The following is a 20,387-nucleotide window of genomic DNA, read 5'->3' as shown; positions in this document are numbered from 1 at the left end:
CATGCTAACAGGTTGCGCCTGTTCACATTTTGAGTTGCACCTGATGTCGGCCAGGAGGCGTCCTGTTGCGGTGGGTTGCAACTCTGGCGAGATTCTTGCAGCAAGTTCTGTGCCGCTTTTGCTGCGTTAACAAAAAAGCCGGTTAAAAACGTGCAACCGAGGTCACATTTAACACGGTTGCACAAAGTTGCAACATGAGTGATAGTGCAGCCCACGCTGAAGTTGATTCACACTTTGAGGACGAGGAAATCATGGGAACCACCACCATGGGGGTGAAGCTGGATGAAGCCACCCGCGATCGCATTAAACTGGCGGCGCAAAAGATTGACCGCACGCCGCACTGGCTGATCAAGCAGGCAATTTTTAACTATCTCGGCCAGCTGGAAGCGGGAGAAACGCTGGCGGAGATCCCGCTGCAGCTGAATGATGCCGTAGACGATGAGCGCGTGCCGGAAGAGAGCTTCCAGCCTTTCCTCGACTTCGCCGAACACATTTTGCCGCAGTCGGTCAGCCGCTCGGCCATTACCGCCGCGTGGCGTCGTCCGGAGACCGATGCGGTGCCGATGCTGCTGGAGCAGGCGCGTCTCCCTGCCCCGCTGGCAGAGAAAACCCACCAGCTGGCATACAGCCTGGCGGACAAGCTACGGCACCAAAAAGGGGCAACCGGACGCGCCGGCATGGTGCAAAGCCTGCTGCAGGAGTTCTCGCTCTCGTCGCAGGAAGGCGTAGCGCTGATGTGTCTGGCGGAAGCGCTGCTGCGTATTCCTGACAAGCCCACCCGCGATGCGCTAATCCGCGATAAAATCAGCAACGGCAACTGGCAGTCACACCTGGGCCGCAGCCCGTCGATGTTCGTCAACGCCGCCACCTGGGGCCTGCTGTTTACCGGGCGTCTGGTCTCCACGCACAATGAAGCCAACCTGTCTAAATCGCTGAACCGCATCATCGGCAAGAGCGGCGAACCGCTGATCCGCAAAGGCGTGGATATGGCGATGCGCCTGATGGGCGAACAGTTCGTCACCGGCGAAACCATCGCCGAGGCGCTGGCTAACGCGCGCAAACTGGAAGAGAAAGGCTTCCGCTACTCGTATGACATGCTGGGCGAAGCGGCACTCACCGCCAGCGATGCCAAAGCCTATCTGATCTCCTATCAGCAGGCGATCCACGCCATTGGTAAAGCCTCCAACGGGCGCGGCATTTATGAAGGTCCGGGCATTTCCATCAAGCTGTCGGCGCTGCATCCGCGCTACAGCCGCGCGCAGTATGAGCGGGTGATGGAAGAGCTTTATCCGATCCTGAAATCGCTGACGCTGCTGGCGCGCTCGTATGACATCGGCATCAACATCGATGCCGAAGAAGCCGATCGCCTGGAGTTGTCGCTCGATCTGCTGGAAAAACTCTGTTTTGAGCCGGAGCTGGAAGGCTGGAACGGCATCGGTTTCGTGATTCAGGCTTATCAGAAGCGCTGTCCGTTTGTGATTGATGCGCTGGTGGATCTGGCGCAGCGCAGCCGCCGTCGTCTGATGATCCGTCTGGTGAAAGGCGCTTACTGGGATAGCGAAATTAAACGCGCGCAGATGGAAGGCCTTGAAGGCTATCCGGTTTACACCCGCAAGGTGTACACCGACATCTCCTACCTCGCCTGTGCGCGTAAACTGCTGGCGGTGCCTAACCTGATTTATCCGCAATTTGCCACCCACAACGCCCACACGCTGGCGGCGATCTACCAGCTGGCGGGCAACAACTACTATCCTGGCCAGTACGAATTCCAGTGCCTGCACGGCATGGGCGAACCGCTGTACGAGCAGGTGGTGGGCAAAGTGGCCGATGGCAAGCTGAACCGACCGTGCCGGATTTATGCGCCGGTCGGTACCCACGAAACGCTGCTGGCCTACCTGGTGCGTCGCCTGCTGGAAAACGGCGCCAATACCTCGTTCGTCAACCGCATCGCTGACAACACGCTGCCGATTGACGAGCTGGTGGCCGATCCGGTGGCTGCAGTGGAAAAAATGGGTGTCGCAGAAGGCGCAATTGGTCTGCCGCATCCGAAGATCCCGCTGCCGCGCGATCTGTATGGCGACAAGCGTGTTAACTCTGCCGGTCTGGATCTGGCCAACGAACACCGCCTGGCGTCGCTCTCCAGCGCCCTGCTCTCCAGCGCCAGCCAGCCGTGGCAGGCTCAGCCGATCATTGATGGCGAGCTGGGCACCGGCAGCAGCCGCGCGGTGATCAACCCGGCCACGCCGGCGGATATCGTCGGCAGTGTGCGGGAAGCCACCCCTGAAGAGGTCTCCTGTGCGCTGGATGCCGCGGTGAATGCCGGACCGATCTGGTTCGCCACGCCGCCGCAGGAGCGCGCCGCGATCCTCGAACGTGCTGCTCAGGCGATGGAAGACCAGATGCAGCAGCTGATTGGTTTGCTGGTGCGTGAGGCGGGTAAAACCTACAACAACGCCATTGCCGAAGTGCGCGAAGCGGTAGACTTCCTCTACTACTACGCCGGCATGGTGCGTGACGATTTCGATAACGAAACCCATCGCCCGCTCGGTCCGGTAGTGTGCATCAGCCCGTGGAACTTCCCGCTGGCGATCTTCACCGGCCAGATTGCCGCCGCCCTGGCGGCTGGCAACAGCGTGCTGGCGAAACCCGCCGAGCAGACGCCGCTGATTGCCGCGCAGGCAGTGCAGATCATGCTGGATGCCGGCGTACCGGCCGGCGTGCTGCAACTGCTGCCCGGTCAGGGCGAAACGGTGGGTGCTCAGCTGACCGGCGACGAGCGGGTGCGCGGCGTGATGTTCACCGGCTCAACGGCGGTCGCCACCCTGCTGCAGCGCAACCTCGCTGGCCGCCTCGATCCGCAGGGTCGTCCGACGCCGCTGATCGCCGAAACCGGCGGCATGAACGCCATGATCGTCGACTCTTCAGCGCTCACCGAACAGGTGGTGGTGGATATCGTGGCGTCCGCGTTTGACAGCGCCGGCCAGCGCTGCTCGGCGCTGCGTCTGCTGTGCATCCAGGGCGATGTGGCTGACCACACGCTGAAGATGCTGCGTGGTGCCATGGCCGAATGCCGCATGGGCAATCCGGAGCGTCTGTCGACCGACGTCGGTCCGGTGATCGACGCTGAAGCCAAAGCCAACATCGAGCGCCATATCCAGGCGATGCGCAATAAAGGCTTTACTGTGTATCAGGCGGTGCAGGAGCATCCGCAGGACAGCAAAGAGTGGCACAGCGGCACCTTTATCAAACCGACGCTGATTGAGCTCGACCAGGTCAGCGATCTGGATAAAGAGGTGTTCGGTCCGGTGCTGCACGTGGTGCGCTTTGCGCGCAACAACCTGCCGCAGCTGATTGAGCAGATCAACGCCTCGGGCTATGGCCTGACGCTCGGCGTGCATACCCGAATCGATGAAACCATTGCGCAGGTGACGGCCGGGGCGAAAGTCGGCAACCTGTACGTTAACCGTAACATGGTCGGCGCGGTGGTCGGCGTACAGCCGTTCGGCGGCGAAGGCCTGTCGGGCACCGGTCCGAAAGCCGGCGGTCCGCTCTATCTTTACCGCCTGCTGGCTCATCGTCCGGACGGTGCTCTGCGCATCACCTTTGATCGTCAGGATGCCGAACGGCCAGTGGACAGCAGCGTGCGCACCACGCTGCTGAGCGCGCATCAGGCATTGCAGAGCTGGGCACAGGATAAGCCGGAGCTGCTGGCGCTGTGTCAGCGTTACGATGCGCTGAGCCAGGCCGGGACCGTGCGACTGCTGCCGGGCCCGACCGGTGAGCGCAACACCCTTACGCTGCTGCCACGCGATCGGGTGCTGTGTATCGCAGATAACCAGCAGGATGCGCTGATTCAGCTGGCGGCGGTCACCAGCGTCGGTAGCCAGGCACTGTGGCAGGATGACGAGCTGCACCGGACGCTGCGCCAGTCGCTGCCGGCCGCGGTGCAGGCGCGCATCACGCTGGCGAAAGATGTGCTGGCGGCGGAGTTTGATGCGGTGATCTATCACGGCGATGCCGATCAACTGCGCAGCCTGTGCGAACAGATTGCCGCCCGCGAAGGCGCGATTGTGTCAGTGCAGGGCTTTGCCCGCGGCGAGACCAATCTGCTACTGGAACGTCTGCTGATTGAGCGCTCGCTGAGCGTCAATACCGCGGCCGCCGGCGGCAACGCCAGCCTGATGACCATTGGTTAAGTAAAGCAGAATCGCCATGGATGGCGTAATGGAGATCGGTGAAGGACACCGCAAGTTGCAACAAAGCCGTAGCGGCGCCATTCATTGTGCGATGAATCGCGCTGCTACGAAACGTGCCCTCGTTTTTGTACCACTTTAAAACTTACCAGCGAACATCACGCCACCGACTTACTGCGTTTCAAACCAATCAGCGTCGGGAACACAAACAGCGACTGCCCCAGCCCGCGGTTGGTCAGCGACCACACCGCCACCGAACACAGCGAACAGATGCCGACAATTGCCAGCGGATAGAAGCACGCCCACAGCAGCGCAAACCACGCCTGCTCAAACAGATGATGGCGCTGCGCAAACAGAATCGCCGACATGCCGAAGAACTCAATAAAAATGCGGTGGATAACGTAGATCTGCAGCGTGTTGCGGCCAATCCAGTTGAAGTAACGCATGCTGAAGTGCGCGTTGAGCCAGCGGCATGCCGCCACGCTCACCAGCACCGCGATGATGCACATGAACAGGCTCTTATCGAGACCAAAAATCACGTGCAGGCCGGACAGCGCTGCCAGCGCGGCCCACGGCAGAAGGTTCTCGCGGCGCAGCTGACTCAGGCGCAACATCAGCGGGCTCCAGAACGCGCCCAGCAGGAAGAACAGGAAATACTGTGCCACGCTCTGCGGTCCCCAGTAGGGAATGATCTTCTCCACCGCCAGATAATTCAGCACCACCGCCGCCACCAGCAGCGCCACTTTGTGCTGACGGAAGATTTTGGCGCACAGGAAGTAGATCGCCAGACCGTACAGGTACCACGAGGTGCTCATCGCCAGGAAGGTCAGCTTAAGGAACTCCAGCAGCGAACCGGCGTAAGCCGCGTTGAGGTTCTGCGAGATACGCTGGCCGGTGATTTCAGTCGAAATGCCGACAATCGACCACCACTGAATAAAGCCCCACAGCACATAGAGATAGAACAGATTGGTAATGCGGCTGGTAAACACCTGTTTCCACGGCCGGTTGAGAATGCCGTTGGTGGCAAGCAGGCCGGAGACGAAGAAAAAGGCGGGCATGCGCAGCGGTGATAACACCGTATTAAACTGCACCCATATTTCCGCCGGGATCCAGCCGGCGCTAAGATATTTAACCGTGCCTTCAAAGCCGGGTAATACGGTGTGATACAGCACCACCAGCAATATGCACACCCCTTTCAGGGTATTCACCCATGCAATATCTTCTTTCCTGGCGTTATTCATATTTTTGACTCCTGCTGCGGTGTAGGTCTTAAAGGAGAAGAATGAAGAATCAGGCAGTGAAGCCTTTATGGTTATTCAACGATTATTCAACAAGCAGCAGGGACTGACTCTAGCGAAACTCCTAAAACTTTTTCGCTGGTCCTGATATAACAATACTTTACAGTACCAGAGATAAATTGACCGCCCGGTTTTTCGCCCGTGAACGACTGTTATTTAAGCATTCATGGCGTAATTTGACGGTACGCCGCGCACGTATTGCCGCACGGAAATTAAGAACATTCCGCAGCGGAGTAAACCAGCATTAATTATATCGCCGGGAAATAAATTTAATAATGCGTCAAAAAGGTAAGCGCGGTATTTAATACTTTGCTAGCGGGGAAATAATTCGGGCCAGCGAACCGGCCCGGAGAGATTATTGATTGAGAAACTTGTCGAGAAATTGCCGGGTGCGTGCCTGCTGCGGATTGCTGAACAGCGCTTTAGCCGGGCCCTGCTCCACAATACGCCCCTGATCCATAAAGATGGCGCGATCGGCGACGTCACGCGCGAAGCTCATCTCATGCGTAACGATCACCATAGTGCGTTTCTCCTGCGCCAGCGCGCGGATGGTGCTGAGCACCTCGCCCACCAGTTCAGGATCCAGCGCCGAGGTTGGCTCATCGAACAGAATCACCTGCGGACGCATCGCCAGCGCCCGGGCAATTGCGACGCGCTGCTGCTGACCGCCGGAAAGCCGGCGCGGGAAACTCTCTTCCTTACCGTGCAGACCGACCTTCTCCAGCAGCGTGCGTGCGCGCGCAATGGCTTCCGCCTTCGCTTCGCCTTTGACGATCACCGGCCCTTCAATGATGTTCTCCAGCACCGAACGGTGCGGGAACAGATTGAAGTTCTGGAACACAAAGCCGACCTGCTGGCGCAGTTGCCGCACTTTATCCTTCTGCTTATGCAGGCCGAGGCTGGCGTCGATGCTGATGTCACCGACTTTGACCTGGCCGCTTTCCGGCACTTCCAGCAGATTAATACTGCGCAGCAGCGTGGTTTTGCCCGAACCGCTCGGACCGATGATCGCTACCACTTCGCCGGGCGCGACATCGAGGTCGATACCGTGCAGCACCGTCTGGCCGTGAAACTGTTTCACCAGCTGACGGACTTCAATTGCACTCATCTTGCCTCCCGATCCTGACGATTGACGTGCGCTTCCAGCCGGTTTTGCAGCGCCGACAGCACCGTGGCCATCACCCAGTAAATCAGCGAAGCCGCCAGATACATGGTGAACACTTCCAGCGTGCGCGAAGTGATCAGCTGCGCCTGCCGGAACAGCTCCGGCACCTGAATGGTGGCCGCCAGCGAAGTATCTTTCACCAGGCTGATAAAGCTGTTACCGAGCGGCGGCAGCGCGGTACGCGCCGCCTGCGGCAGAATAACGCGACGCAGCGTCTGCCACGGCGTCATGCCGATACTGGCGGCCGCTTCCCACTGACCGCGCTCAATAGCCGCAATCGCACCACGCAGCGATTCCGAGGCATAGGCCGCGGTGTTAAGTGACAAACCAATCATCGCCGACGGAATCGGGTCGAGCTCAATGCCAAACTGCGGCAGACCGTAGTAGATCATAAACAGCTGGGCAATCAGCGGCGTGCCGCGAAAGATCGACACATAGAAACGCGCCAGCCAGTTAACCGGCCAGAAGCGTGACAGGCGCATCAGCGCCAGCACGAAGCCGAGTATCAGGCCGAAGAACATCCCGCCGATACTCAGCTGCAGCGTGAACAGCGCGCCTTTCAGCAGAAAAGGTGCTGAATCCAGCATCAGCTGTAAACTTTCCTGCATTATTTCGTGACGTCCGCGCCGAACCACTTCTCAGACAGCTTGCTCAGCGAGCCATCTTTCTGCATGTCGGCAATGGCACCATCAATCGCTTTCAGCAGCGATTCATTGCCTTTGCGCAGCGCCACGCCCGCTTCCAGACGGGAGAACGCCGGGCCAGCCACCGCCATGGTATTGCCGGTTTTCTTCACCAGATCCAGCGCGGCTAAGCGGTCAACCAGAATGGCATCAACGCGGCCTGAACGCAGATCCTGATATTTGGTCGGGTCATCGTCATAGGTACGGATATCGACGCCTTTGACGTTGTCGCGCAGCCACTGCTCATAGTTAGAACCGAGACCCACGCCGACTTTCTTGCCGGACAGATCTTCCGGTTTGGTGATGGAGCCCGCATTTTTCTTCAGCGTCAGCGCCTGCACGCCGGAGATAGTGTACGGCGTGGAGAAGTCATACTTCTTCTTGCGCTCGTCGGAGATGGTCACCTGGTTGATCACCACATCGATACGTTTGGAATCCAGCGAGGCCAGCATACCGTCCCATTTGGTCGGTTTGAGATCCGCTTTCACGCCGAGGTGTTTTGCCAGCTCCTGGGCAAACTCGACTTCAAAACCGGTCAGCTTGCCGTTTTCATCCTGGAAGCTGAACGGCGGATAGGTGCCTTCCAGCCCAACGCGCAGCTCACCTTTGCTCTTGACCTGCGCCAGCAAATCTTCTGCCGCAAAGCTTTTTACGTTCACGCCCGCCACCAGTGCGACCGCCATCATTCCCATCACCAGTTGGCGACGAATCGGAGAGAAAGCCATGTTTACCCCATTATTGTGATGTGTTGTGTGCTTATGGTTAATTAACGCTCATTTTGGGCGCGGCGCTTTATCTCGCAATAAAGGGTGCCGCTCCGGCATGTGCTCTTTGTAATAACCGCTGGATTATAAACCTTTTTTTGCTGCTGTCTCATACCGAAGGATGATAAGCAAATAACGCCGGTGCGCCGCCGGTATGCACAAACAGCAGCGGCCCTTCCCGGCGGAAACGGTTCTGGCTGATGCCATCGATCAGACCCGCCATCGCTTTGCCGGTGTAGACCGGGTCGAGCATAATGCCCTCCAGCCGCGCCAGCAGGCGCACCGCTTCCATGCCTTCGTCATTGGGTTCGCCGTAGCGCGGCGCAAAATAGTCATCCCACAGGGTTACCGGCGCACGCGCTTCCAGCTCCAGCTGCTGTGCCAGCGCGCTGCGAATGCGCTCCACCACCGGCAGCTGCGCCTCGACCTTGCGCGACACCGTCACGCCCACCAGCTCGCTATTCGGCAGCAGCTGTTCCAGACCGATCGCCAGCCCGGCATGCGTCCCGGCACTGCCCGACGCCACTACCACCGCAGCGAAATCCACCACGCCTTCGCTTTGATGGGCAATCTCCTGCGCGCATTCGACGTAGCCGAGCGCGCCAAGCGCATTCGAGCCGCCCACCGGCACAATGTAAGGCCGGAAGCCCTGCGCTTCCAGCCGTTCTGCATGCTCTGCCAGCTGCTGCGGCGGATTGTGCAGCGCATCAACCATCACGACTTCGACATCCATCAGGTCCAGCAGCAGGCGGTTGCCGTTGCTCAGGTAGTTGGCGGCGTCGGTGCCAATCGGGTTCTCCAGCAGCGCCACGCATTTCAGGCCCAGACGCGCCGCCACGGCTGCCGTCTGGCGCACGTGGTTGGACTGGATCGCACCGGCGGTCAGCAGCACATCGGCGCCTTCACGCAGCGCATCGGCAGCGAGAAACTCCAGTTTACGCAGCTTGTTACCGCCCAGCGCCACCGGCGTGACGTCATCACGTTTAATAAAAATATCGCGTCCGAGGTAATCAGACAGGCGTGGCAAATGCTCTAACGGCGTCGGTGCGCCAAGCAGTTCAAGGCGGGGAAACTGGTGCAGAAGATGTAAGGACAATGCAGCCTCCATTCGGGCAATGTGCAGTTATCCCTACAGTGTTGCAGAAGATGAGAAAAGTCGCATCCGGAATTGATCGCGACGCGCCCCGGTTGCTGGCATGCTCACCAGTAACCGGGGCTGAATCACCCTTAGCCGCGCTGCCAGCCTAAGAACTGGTCATATTTGCGCAGTGCAATACGGTAGTTATTGTTGCCCGCATCGGGCAGATCGTTTTGCAGACACTCATGCCAGCTGTTGCCCCGTAACCTTTCTGCCGGGAAATTTTTCGCTTTCAGCATGTCATCAAGACGACGCAGACGCACCACATATTCACGAATGGTACTGTGACTCATCTCGGTCTGCTCAAACAGATATTGTTTGAACGCCATGATATCGAAGTAATTCGGATGGGTATTACAAAAAATATCGCTGCAGAAACGGCACAGCGCCGTCAGTTCCGGCTGGAGTTTCATCCATACCTGATCGTCAATCATCTGGTCCATGCGTGCGATGGCCTCTTTATTGATGATCTGGCCGCGGAACACTAACGCCATACGGTCTAAAACTTTGCCACAGTGTGAACAGTTGCTTTGGCTGTGTTTGTAGTCTTTAAGGTAGCGACTTAACGGTCTGGCTTTAACTTTGGCTCCCATTGCTGAGTCCCCGGTTTTTTTATTTTTGGTTCCCCAGGAACTGAGTCTGTTAGCGCGCTCCCGTCAAACGGGCCCGCAGGCGTTTGATCGCCTGACTGTGCAACTGGCTGACGCGGGATTCCCCCACTTCCAGCACCGCGCCAATCTCTTTCAGGTTCAGTTCTTCCTGGTAGTACAGTGTGAGCACCAATTTTTCGCGTTCAGGCAACGCCTCAATCGCTTCAATCACGCGTTCACGCAGGTTTCCTTCCATTAACTGATGCAACGGGTTGGCTTCCTCATGCCCCTCCGTGACCAGTTCCGCACTGTCGCCGTGTTCTTCCCGATACTCGTCGTACGAGAAAAGCTGGCTGTTATTGGTATCCAGCAGAATCTGCCGGTACTCTTCCAGCGAAACATTCAACCGCTCAGCCACTTCCTGCTCGGTAGCCGCGCGCCCCAACGCTTGCTCTACCTGATGCATGGCGCCGGCCACCTCGCGCGCATTACGACGTACGCTGCGTGGTGCCCAGTCGCGGCTGCGCAGCTCATCCAGCATTGCGCCCCGGATACGCTGCACGGCGTAGGTGGTAAAGGCGGTGCCCTGCAGCGCGTCATAGCGCTCCACGGCATTCAGTAAGCCAATACCACCGGCCTGCAGCAGATCGTCAAGCTCAACGCTGGCTGGCAAACGCACCTGCAGGCGCAGCGCTTCATGCCGCACCAGAGGAACGTAGCGCTGCCAGAGCGAATGTTTATCCATCACGCCATCGGCGGTATAGAGATCGTTCACGTTGACTACCCTGCGTTAATAAAGTTATCGGCATGATTATCCAATTCTGTAGCGGTTTCGATTGGCAGAATAGGCAGGCAAAAGCGAGGTTATTTCAAATTTGTTATGGATGGCGGTGGATCGCACCGCCATTGCGCGCAGGTTCAGCGCAGATTACGCAGCCGCTGCCTTGTGCCAGGCGGGACGGCGTCCCACAGCGCACAGGTTTTGCCCTCAAGCGCCTGATAAAAAGGGCTAATGGACTCGTCGCATTCCAGCGCGGAATTAAACAGCACCTGACCGGTTTCTGCGTCAATGCTAATCATTTTATTGATAAACAGCCGCTGCAGGTCGCTGCGCAGGAACAGGCCGTTGTCGACGCTGTTATCCGCCAGGAAGCCCTCTTCATTCTCCTGGGTGTCGATATGGCAGGCTTCCACCCACGGCCAGCTGTGGCGCTCGGTTAAGCGCGTGCCGGTAATAATGCAGGCACCATAGCGCGCTTTCACCGCCGCGCTGAACTCCGCCTGGCTGGCGCGCTGGAACACTTTCGCCTTGACGCGCCGCCCCACTTCAGTACCCGGCATTACCGCGCTGGGCATTTTCTGCTGTGGCGTGCTGAGCACCACTAAAAACTGGATCTTGCGCGACAGCGGGAAACACGGGTGCGCCTGCGGATCAAACAGCTGCCAGTACTCTTCCTCTTCGGTCTGGCGCATCAGCACCAGCTTAAAGCCGCGGCTGTTGAGCAGGTTTTGCGCCTCCGCCGAGCGGGGATCGAGCATCGCGTAGACCCGGGTTTCGCCGATCACTTTCCAGCGTCCGCTTTTACGCGCTTCATCGTTACGACGAAAATAGAGAAACGCCTGCTGGTTTTTAAGGTAATGCTCGAAGCGGCGCAGGTAGTTTTTGCGCTCGTTATCGTCGGAGACGAACAGCAGATCCTCCAGCGGACTGTTCAGCTCCTCCTGCGCAAACAGCGCACGGATCACCAGATTGCGGTAGCTGGTTGACGGGCTGAGCAACCCGCGGGCGGTGAGCTCCTTCTCCTCCGGATGCTGCTGCGCATAGCGCAGCGCGATCTCATCGAAGGTCAGTTGCTCACCCGGTAACAAGTCATAATTGAAGCGCATAGACACCCCAGAAACAGGAAAAATAGAGCGTAAAAATTGGAATGATTCTGAAGAGGGTTATCGGCAGTTCTGACCCAGGCTGTAACAGGATGGTTACTTTTTTGAGGTTATGATGCGCAAGGGGAAATCGTCTGTTTTATGACCTAAAAATTTAGCTTAGGCAAGCAGTAATATCTTTTAAAATTAACTTTTTATCTAAGTTATTAGCGCATTATGAGCATTTTTGATAAGGCCACTTATGAGAGTTACCTTTTAAATGTTGCAATGACTTTTCGACTATGATGGGGAAAAACGCCCTTCGTTAAAAGGGCGTTTTTCCCGAAATGACTTAATGCTTAAATTTTCTTCTCAAAAAGATATGTCGCTGTTGCATTAAATCTTCTGGTTGGAATGTAATTAAAACTCAGCAAAAATGCAGAAACTTCATCAAACTCCTTTTTGGATGCTGCCTCTACATAGAGAACAGGCTGATGCCGCTCAAAGGTCTGAATTGCACCACGCAGAACTTCCATTTCCATCCCTTCAACGTCAAGCTTAATTACAGATATTGAATTTAATGGCTCTTTTTCGACTACAGAGTCGAGCGTGGCAATTCTCACATCTCCAGAACTATTAATATCTAGCTTTGTCATGCCGATGTTTTTTTCATCAACCGCACCAAGATTAGCTGTAGTTTCGTAGCTTCCTAAACCTATTTGGTAAGCCACAATTTTCTCTTCAAGGAAATTAAGCTTGATGTTTTTACATAAGGTATCGTAAACGTTTTTCTGAGGTTCGAAAGAAATCACTTTATTTGCCCGGCAAAACAAGGAAAAGTAAAGAGTATGGTTACCTATGTTAGCGCCTACATCGAGAATAGTGCTTCCTTTTTTGACTCTGTTTGAGATATCCAAAAGCATCTCAGGTTCATAGAAGGTCCCAGTTGACTTGATTACATTTTGTATATAATCGTCTTTATTTGGAAGATGCATGCGCACAAGCTTATTTTCACAACTAAACGAGAAAATATCATCAAAAGAACCATCATAACCTTGTTCATCATCGTTTGTTTTCAAACCGTAGTGAGCAATCATCTTATTAATATTACTATCGTTCCCACCATTTAAGAGGTTTTCATGCCATAATGGTTTTTCTGTAATACCCTCCCATTCAAGGAGTTCCATTTTCTTGCCTACGACTTTAAATTTCACTCCATTCATACGGCACATCCAGTAAAGCCAGACATCATCCGCTCCAGGTGAAAGCTTAGAGAAAAGATTTTCATTTATCACGTCACGATAGAAACAATGTGGTGGATAAAGCACTCCCGCTCCAGATGTTGGAAAAATTAATGACGACTCATCTGTAGATAAATTATACTCCCATTCCCATTTACTGTAAGGAACCGGCATACCATCCTGGTTAAGAAGGATTTTATGAGCGCGATGGGCTACAACCGTTTTATAGTTTCCATTCCATGCACCAATCAATTCATTCAGCCAGTTATCGGGATAATATAAATCATCATCTGCAGTAACTATAAATGAATTAGAATCCTCTTTAAGCAAAGGAATGATTTTTTTGTAGGATTTTAAATCCTCGCACGCCTTTATTTCTAAACCATATTCTTTAAATGCAAGAACACTCTCAGGAAGCAGGCCTTTTTCTGACTCTGCAACCCACAAAATAACCCTGTCGGCTTTTACAGTTTGCTTAAAAATGCAGTCAAGCGTTAAATGAAGAATACTAAAACGCTTATCGTATGATGTTAAGCTTACAATAAGTTTTTGTGGCAAAGAATGTGGTTTATTTTTATTGACTCTGGAAACCGGAACATTTTTATCAAAAGCAACTTCTTTTAAATAATTTCCAAGCCTTTTAGTTGAATGAAGTTGTAGTAAAGGGGCCACTACATCATAAAGACCATAGCCGGAATGAAGAATGAATGCTAACTTTTCACATTGCTGAGCACTAAGATCATTTCTGCGACTTGGTGTTACAATGAAGATAGCTTCTGCTGCTATCATTTGTGAAGAGGCGAATGGTTCGACTCCCTCGAACCCTACGGTCTGAGCATACTCGATATTTATAAAAGAATGAAAATCTAGTCCAGCGTTTTTTAGATGAACGCATATTTCACTAAATGACAACTGTCCTTCATGTGTATCTTCAAAGCGATAATACACAGCGACAAAGAGGCAGGATTTTAATAGCCTAACTCCATGTGCGAAAAGCAATCCAAGATTAAATCTATTATCCAAAATTAGCCAATCAATATTATCAAGGCCATGAATTTCATCGAGCTTTAACGATGCGGCCTTTATACTGGCAAGTACTTTTTGAGGATACCATTCTTGCTGTGAAGTTACGCTGATTGCAGGTAGATCGCTACTATATTTGGCATCAAGACACATATATAGCTGTGTATCATTCCCGTCACCAAGTAATTGCATTTGTATTTTCTGCAATGAATTTCTTTTTAAAGGAAGGTAATGATCTTCGACCATGCCGAGAGGGTCAATGATGATCATGAAAGTGCCATTCGTAGCCATTATCGCTTTGAATTTATCTTGTCGAGCAAGTATACCACCATAGTCTAGTGCCTTAACCTGTCCGTCAAGATTGAACGCAAAACCTGATTCATTATCACAGAAAGATGAGGTGTCCATTTTCAATGGTCGGTTTAGAATAACTGAGCTTTCTTCCCCTTTAAAATAAACATCTTCATTTTCATCAAATGACAACGACTCAGGTAACTTGTTCTCGGCGTAGCGCTGCCATACAGCGCGCATAGCATCAGAAAAGTGACGTGCGAAACGTTTACCATCACATACAGGTGATGATAAAAGAATCTCTCGCAAATGGCATCGAATCAGAGCAAGGTTTTCTGAATCATTAGCAAGCTCTTTAGCAATTTTTCGGTAATCTTCCCAGTCTTTTGCGACTAATTCTGGCATTCCCGCGTGTACAAGGTGTGAAGCGGAATGACGCCCAGCAAATGTTGGTCCCGGCAATGTTATTACCGGCACACCCATTACCATTGCCTCACAGGTTGTCAATCCACCAGAATAAGGCCAGGGATCAAGTGCAATATCAACATGATTGTAACTTTCAAGTAACTCTTTGTGAGGAGATGCTCCTTCAAGAATAATCCTGTCTCGCTTAATACCATGATTTTCAAGAGTGATATAAACACGCTCACAGAGAGATTCGTCTTTAAAATTAAAACTTTTTAAATAGAGCTGGGAATCAGGCACTTCATTAAGTAAAATGGCCCATTGCTCTAATAAATCGTCATTGATTTTTGCTGCATTGTTAAAACAACCGAAGGTAACAAATCCCTTGATTTCACAAGGTAAGGCCTTCACCGGCGGCAAATAAGCTGGTGGATCATAGCAAATGTAATCAACAGGAAGCCGGATCAGTTTCTCCGAATAATAGCCATCAACTCCCTCTGGAGTTTCAATATTGTCACTGAGCAAATAATCCATACCATCAAGGCCCGTGCTACTGATTAGCCCCCCCACCCATTTAATCATAATTGGAGCAGGTTTAAGCTGCAAAGTCTGCATACGGCTATTAGCATTATAGCCGTTGAGGTCAAAAAGTATGTCAATTTCATGTTCGCGTAGCAAAACATCCAACTCTGAATCTGGCATATTTTCAACCTGCGTCCATTTACTAGTGATTCTTTGGATGCGTTGAGTAATGTGATCCGATACTGATGTGGTGCTATATGCATGAAATTCAATTTCATGTTGTTGAACATGGGACAAACCCATCGCTATCATCATCCCAACTGGATGAGATCTGAAGCCATCTGAAATCATACCAATTCGTAACTTTTTATTTTTTGATTTATTGTTAGCTGTCGCACGACTGGTTCTTTTTATGGGCTTATATTTCTTTTGCCACTCCTGACAAAGTTGATGAATATCCTCCACGCTTAAACTTGGATCGTAATGTGAACTTACAATGTGATTAAAATAGGGGAGCGGATTTGAAGTTGCTAGCTTTTTCGCACGAGAATAAGCATCATGCATTTTATCGAAATTTGCCATCTCTTGATAAATCAGTGCAAGATAACTCCAGTTAGACCAATTACCTGGATCAAGCACAATCAACTCTTCAAAGCAATCAATCGATTGCTGATATTTTTTTTGCTTTTGAAGTGTATTAGCTAATAATGACTTCATTGGAAGCGATTGTTTATCGCTTAATATGTACATAGAATGCCGTATGCACTTTTCTGCTTCATCATAACGCTCTAATGCGTATAGTAACCCAGCCTTGGAATATAACGCCTTATGATGCTCAGGTTTTATTTCCAATGCTTTGTTGAAGGCTTTTTCTGCAGAGCTGAAATCGCCAAGTTTATGGTGAGCGCGTCCAGCAAACTCCCATAATTCAGCATCATTCTGCGCTTTTTCAATGAGTTTTTTGACTTTAGTTAATGCAAGCTGAGGCTGATCATCGAGTAATCTTACGAGCTGCTTATCCAGGTGAGAACCCCGAGTAGACCCATGGCTTCGGTTTGCAGTCTTGAGCTGCAGGTAAGAATCTTTCATTTTTACACTTTCCTCAATGAAATTAGTGGTTTGCCAATCATGATAATAATCAGCACTTGCCTGTTTTCATTAGTGTAAAAAATACAAAAAAAAATAACGGGTGAAGTACCCGTTATTTTTACTGCTAATTTTGAGGATTAGCGGATTAAAATTAACGCAGGAGAGACAGCATTGTCTGTGGTACCTGGTTAGCCTGGGCCAATACAGAAGAGCCAGCCTGCTGCAGAATCTGTGCGCGAGACATGTTAGATACTTCAGTTGCGTAGTCAGAATCCTGAATACGGCTGCGCGCAGCTGACAGGTTGTTCACAGTATTGTTCAGGTTGGTGATCGTTGATTCAAAACGGTTCTGAGAAGCACCGAGTGAGCTACGCTGTTCATCAACCGCTTTAATTGCAGCATCAATATCTTCTAACGGTTTGCCTGAACCCAGAGCAGTACCCGTTACTTTGCCGCTCTTAACATCAAAACCTACAGCATCTACTTTACGAGCATCGCCATCAATTGCAGCCAGGCTAGATGCAGCCACGGTATTTGCATATACACCGCTGGCAGCAGCAGATGTTGTCCCATCAGTACCAGCAGAAGCCAGGTTCCAGCCAGCTGCACCATTGATTTTAATAGAAATGGTTTCACCGTCTTTTGAACCTACCTGGAAATCATAAGATTTCGCAGCTGATCCGGTGTTGTTCAGAACTTTTTTGCCGTTAAAGTCAGTCTGAGTAGTAACACGGTCAATTTCTTCCATACGCTGGTTAACTTCAGCCTGGATAGAGTCGATGTCTGATGCAGAGTTTGAGCTGTTCTGTGCCTGAACGGTCAGGTCACGGATACGCTGTAAGTTGTTGTTGATTTCTGACAGCGCGCCTTCAGCGGTCTGCGCCAGTGAGATACCGTCGTTAGCGTTACGGGCAGCAACGGTCAGGCCGTTGATGTTAGAGGTGAAGCGGTTAGCAATCGCCTGACCAGCAGCATCATCTTTCGCGCTGTTGATACGCAGACCAGATGAGAGACGCTCGATCGCGGTGCCCAGTGAAGACTGAGATTTGCTCAGGTTGTTCTGCGTCACCAGGGACAGGGTGTTAGTGTTGATAACAGCCATGATATTTATCCTTCAAATTAAATGGGTTAGGTTTCGGCATTTGGCCTGCGGCTTCATCACCGTCAACCTGATTATCGTCAGCCCCTAACCAACCTTTAGAAAAAATTCAGCGAAAATTTAAAAAAGCGCAAAAGGCCGAAGTGCAATAAAGAAGGGGTTTTTATCTGGCTATTGTTTTTTTGCTGAGGGATTAAGATTTTTGCATCGCTGCCGATACTGCTTCCAGTGATTGTCCATCAACTAAGGATTGAACCATGGCAAGTGTAAGTAACCTGAACGCTGGAACGAACCTCGGCTTAAGCGATTTATATGACCAGCTGCAAACGGCGGAGCAGGCTAACCTGACGCCGATTACAACACAACAGACTTCTTATAAAGCCAAGCTTTCAGCATGGGGCATCGTGCAGACTGCACTGCAAAAAGTGCAGTCTGCGGCGGCGGCATTAAAAGACACTTCCGCTATCGCCTCGACCAAAGTTAGCAGCACTAATAGTGCTTTCACGGCAACACTGGCTAACGATGCAACATCTGGTACTTATTCGATTGAAGTTACCCAACTCGCTAAAGCGCAGTCGCTGCTGTCGAAAAGCGCAACCAGTAAAGATGGCGATTTAGGCGATGCCAGCCTCGCCTCGCGCACCATCACCATTACGCAGCCAGGTCAGAAAACCCCAATGACCATCACGCTGAGCAAAGATCAAACCAGCCTGACGGACATCAAAGATGCGATAAACAAGCAGCAGGGCAGCGTCACTGCCAGCATTATCAAGTCTGATGACAACACCTATTATCTGGCACTGACCTCGCGCGATACCGGTACCACCAACGAGATGACGGTGTCTACCGATGACAGCGCCCTGGCGCAGTACATTGGTTTTTCCAAAGGTGGCAGCAGCAATGGCATGACGGAGCAGGTGGAAGCCGCCGATGCCAAACTGAGCATCAATGGCGTCGCCATCACCCGCAGCAGCAACACTATTACTGATGCGCCAGAAGGCGTTACGCTGAGCCTGACCAAAACCAATACCGGCAGCCCGGAGACCTTATCCGTCACCAAGGATAACGCACCGATGATCGCCGCAGTGCAGGCCTACGTTGACGCGTATAACTCGCTGCAAACCACTATCGGTAATCAGACCAAGTACACCGCCGTGGACCAGGGCAGTACCTCGCAGGACTCCAGCAATGGCGATCTGATAGGCGATGGCACGCTGCGTAATATCCAGACCAGCCTGCGCTCCAAGCTCTCTACCAGCGCCCAGAGCGGTGGCAGCATTTCCTTACTTTCCCAGATTGGTGTGACCCAGGATATTAACGGCAAGCTGACCGTCGACAGCACCAAACTGAACAAAGCGCTGGATGAAAAGTCTGCTGATGTGGTGACGTTCCTGTCAGGTGACGGCAAAACCACCGGCTTTGCAACCCAGACCAGCAATTACCTCGATCAGATTCTGGGCAGCAATGGTTCCGTGCAGAACGCTACCGATGGTATTAACAAGACGCTAAAAAAACTGTCTGACGATTATGACCGCGTAAACGCTCAGATTACTGCCACCATGGCGCGCTATAAAACCCAGTTCACTAATCTGAACACACTAGTCTCATCCATGACCCAGACGCAGAACTATCTGACGCAACAGTTCGCGAACATGAGCAGTTAACAGGAGTTAAATATGTACGCCAAATCGGGCATTCAGGCTTACGCACAGGTCGGTTTAGAGAGTGCCGTGTTGAGCGCCAGCCCACATCAGCTGGTGGTAATGCTATTTGATGGCGCACTGAGCGCTATGAAAAAAGCCACCATTCTGATGGATCAGGGTGATATTCCCGGTAAGGGTCAGGCGCTGACGAAAGCGATAAATATTATTACTAACGGACTGCGAGCTGGCCTGAACCATGAAATTGGTGGCGAATTGTCTGCCAATCTTGACGATCTGTATGAATACATGACGCGCCGTCTGCTGGAGGCCAATCTGCGTAACGATCCGCAAGCGATTGCAGAAGTCGAAGCGCTGTTGAGCAACATTGCAGAGGCGTGGAAGCAAATCGGCCCTAACCAACAGCAGGACTCGTATTAATGTCGACACACGTTGATTTACTTCATGGCTATCAGCAACTGCTGCAGCTCAGTAACGCGATGCTCGCGCAGGCCAGAGGTGGCCAGTGGGATGACTTGATCGCTTGTGAGATGACTTATCTGCGAAATGTAGAGAGCGTGACGCGCGATCAGGATACCAGTGCTTTGTCTTCCGGATTACGCTTACAGATCCGTCCGATGCTGAAACAGGTACTGGATAATGAAAGCGAGATAAAAACCTTACTGACTCAGCGCATGGATGAACTGCGATCGCTGGTGCAAACGACGTCGCAACAACAAAAAGTCACCTCAGCCTATGGCCGCTTCTCTAACAAGGTACTCTACCCGGGGAACCTTTAATCCACAGATTGCGCGGGTAACGGCACTGTGGCCTTACCCGCGCAATCGGATTATTTCTCTGCCGTGACCGGCTTGAGAATCTGCGGCTCAATATCCTGAATCACCGCGTCGCCAGGGCGCTTTGCCACTTCGTCCAGCGCCTGCTGGCACTCGACGGTTGGGCGATCCACTTTACGCAGCGTCAGGCCATCGTAGTGCAGTTCACCGTTCTCCAGCGAGAGCGGCATCACGCGCGCCTGACGGTTAACGTTAACCCAGTCATCATCCAGGCGCGTCAGCTTGCCCGGTTTGGCAATCACCCGCTGCCACTGGCGGCAGTCAAGGGTAGCGCCATCAGCGCTGACGATCAGGCTGGCCATGGCCTCGCTGCTGATCAGCTTGCTCTGCGGTCCCATCGTCTGCCAGTTACCCTGCAGTTCCAGCGGTGCCGGGGTTTTTACCGCTTCGTCATAACTGTTGATTTGCGCACAGCCGCTCAGCGCCAGCGCGGCCAGTACCATCCACTTTTTCATCTTCGGTCCCTACACTCGCATCAATGGCGGCTACGTTATAATGTTTTCCCGGCGTGACGCAAGGTATCTGC

General features: G+C 52.6%; 15 protein-coding genes. 4 read left to right on the top strand and 11 right to left on the bottom strand.

Annotated elements, in window-relative coordinates; translation table 11 throughout:
- Window positions 1-251: 251 nt before the first annotated feature.
- A complete protein-coding gene (gene putA / locus C1N60_RS08455; RefSeq protein ID WP_394521744.1) occupies window positions 252-4,196 on the top strand; it encodes a trifunctional transcriptional regulator/proline dehydrogenase/L-glutamate gamma-semialdehyde dehydrogenase in 3,945 nt (1,314 codons plus the stop codon).
- A gap of 155 nt (window positions 4,197-4,351) precedes the next feature.
- Here the strand turns inward: putA and C1N60_RS08450 are convergent, their stop codons facing one another.
- From C1N60_RS08450 to C1N60_RS08405, 10 genes are all read right to left on the bottom strand, one after another.
- Window positions 4,352-5,434 (bottom strand): acyltransferase family protein, encoded by a 1,083-nt coding sequence (locus C1N60_RS08450; protein ID WP_058774543.1) that lies wholly within the window; start codon window positions 5,432-5,434, stop codon window positions 4,352-4,354.
- Between the two features lie 412 nt (window positions 5,435-5,846).
- The gene (tcyN, locus tag C1N60_RS08445; protein WP_021509905.1) at window positions 5,847-6,599 is read right to left on the bottom strand and encodes an L-cystine ABC transporter ATP-binding protein TcyN; all 753 of its coding nucleotides are present in this window, start codon (window positions 6,597-6,599) and stop codon (window positions 5,847-5,849) included.
- A complete protein-coding gene (gene tcyL / locus C1N60_RS08440; protein WP_394521642.1) occupies window positions 6,596-7,264 on the bottom strand; it encodes a cystine ABC transporter permease in 669 nt (222 codons plus the stop codon). Before tcyL ends, tcyN begins: the two co-directional genes overlap by 4 nt.
- Window positions 7,264-8,064 carry a cystine ABC transporter substrate-binding protein gene (gene tcyJ, locus C1N60_RS08435; RefSeq protein WP_021509903.1) on the bottom strand — a complete coding sequence of 267 codons (801 nt, stop codon included), beginning with the start codon at window positions 8,062-8,064 and terminating at the stop codon, window positions 7,264-7,266. Before tcyJ ends, tcyL begins: the two co-directional genes overlap by 1 nt.
- Before the next feature lie 148 nt (window positions 8,065-8,212).
- Window positions 8,213-9,199 (bottom strand): D-cysteine desulfhydrase, encoded by a 987-nt coding sequence (locus tag C1N60_RS08430; RefSeq protein ID WP_394521641.1) that lies wholly within the window; start codon window positions 9,197-9,199, stop codon window positions 8,213-8,215.
- Between the two features lie 131 nt (window positions 9,200-9,330).
- The gene (gene fliZ, locus C1N60_RS08425; protein ID WP_031280184.1) at window positions 9,331-9,834 is read right to left on the bottom strand and encodes a flagella biosynthesis regulatory protein FliZ; all 504 of its coding nucleotides are present in this window, start codon (window positions 9,832-9,834) and stop codon (window positions 9,331-9,333) included.
- Between the two features lie 49 nt (window positions 9,835-9,883).
- On the bottom strand, window positions 9,884-10,606 hold the full coding sequence (locus C1N60_RS08420) for an RNA polymerase sigma factor FliA (protein WP_021509900.1): 723 nt from the start codon (window positions 10,604-10,606) through the stop codon (window positions 9,884-9,886).
- A 143-nt stretch (window positions 10,607-10,749) separates the two neighbouring features.
- The gene (locus C1N60_RS08415) at window positions 10,750-11,718 is read right to left on the bottom strand and encodes an HNH endonuclease signature motif containing protein (RefSeq protein WP_159378080.1); all 969 of its coding nucleotides are present in this window, start codon (window positions 11,716-11,718) and stop codon (window positions 10,750-10,752) included.
- A 335-nt stretch (window positions 11,719-12,053) separates the two neighbouring features.
- Window positions 12,054-16,265 carry an FkbM family methyltransferase gene (locus tag C1N60_RS08410; RefSeq protein WP_394521640.1) on the bottom strand — a complete coding sequence of 1,404 codons (4,212 nt, stop codon included), beginning with the start codon at window positions 16,263-16,265 and terminating at the stop codon, window positions 12,054-12,056.
- Window positions 16,266-16,416: 151 nt separating this feature from the next.
- The gene (locus C1N60_RS08405; protein WP_058780704.1) at window positions 16,417-17,367 is read right to left on the bottom strand and encodes a flagellin N-terminal helical domain-containing protein; all 951 of its coding nucleotides are present in this window, start codon (window positions 17,365-17,367) and stop codon (window positions 16,417-16,419) included.
- A 254-nt stretch (window positions 17,368-17,621) separates the two neighbouring features.
- Between C1N60_RS08405 and fliD the strand changes: the two genes are divergently transcribed.
- The 3 genes from fliD to fliT are packed head-to-tail and all read left to right on the top strand — an operon-like array spanning window position 17,622 to window position 19,804.
- Window positions 17,622-19,028, top strand: a complete 1,407-nt coding sequence (fliD, locus tag C1N60_RS08400) for a flagellar filament capping protein FliD (protein WP_058780705.1) — start codon at window positions 17,622-17,624, stop codon at window positions 19,026-19,028.
- 12 nt (window positions 19,029-19,040) lie between these two features.
- Window positions 19,041-19,445 carry a flagellar export chaperone FliS gene (gene fliS, locus C1N60_RS08395; protein WP_058780706.1) on the top strand — a complete coding sequence of 135 codons (405 nt, stop codon included), beginning with the start codon at window positions 19,041-19,043 and terminating at the stop codon, window positions 19,443-19,445.
- Window positions 19,445-19,804, top strand: coding sequence for a flagella biosynthesis regulatory protein FliT (gene fliT, locus C1N60_RS08390; protein ID WP_394521639.1), 360 nt, complete (start codon window positions 19,445-19,447; stop codon window positions 19,802-19,804). Before fliS ends, fliT begins: the two co-directional genes overlap by 1 nt.
- A 50-nt stretch (window positions 19,805-19,854) precedes the next feature.
- Here fliT and yedD read toward each other — a convergent pair whose 3' ends face one another.
- Window positions 19,855-20,316 (bottom strand): lipoprotein YedD, encoded by a 462-nt coding sequence (gene yedD, locus C1N60_RS08385; protein ID WP_166719097.1) that lies wholly within the window; start codon window positions 20,314-20,316, stop codon window positions 19,855-19,857.
- Window positions 20,317-20,387: the final 71 nt, after the last annotated feature.

It is taken from the genome of Pantoea sp. SGAir0184 (assembly GCF_043544755.1).
Note: the sequence above shows the minus strand (reverse complement) of the source record. Positions and strands in the feature narration are given on the sequence as shown.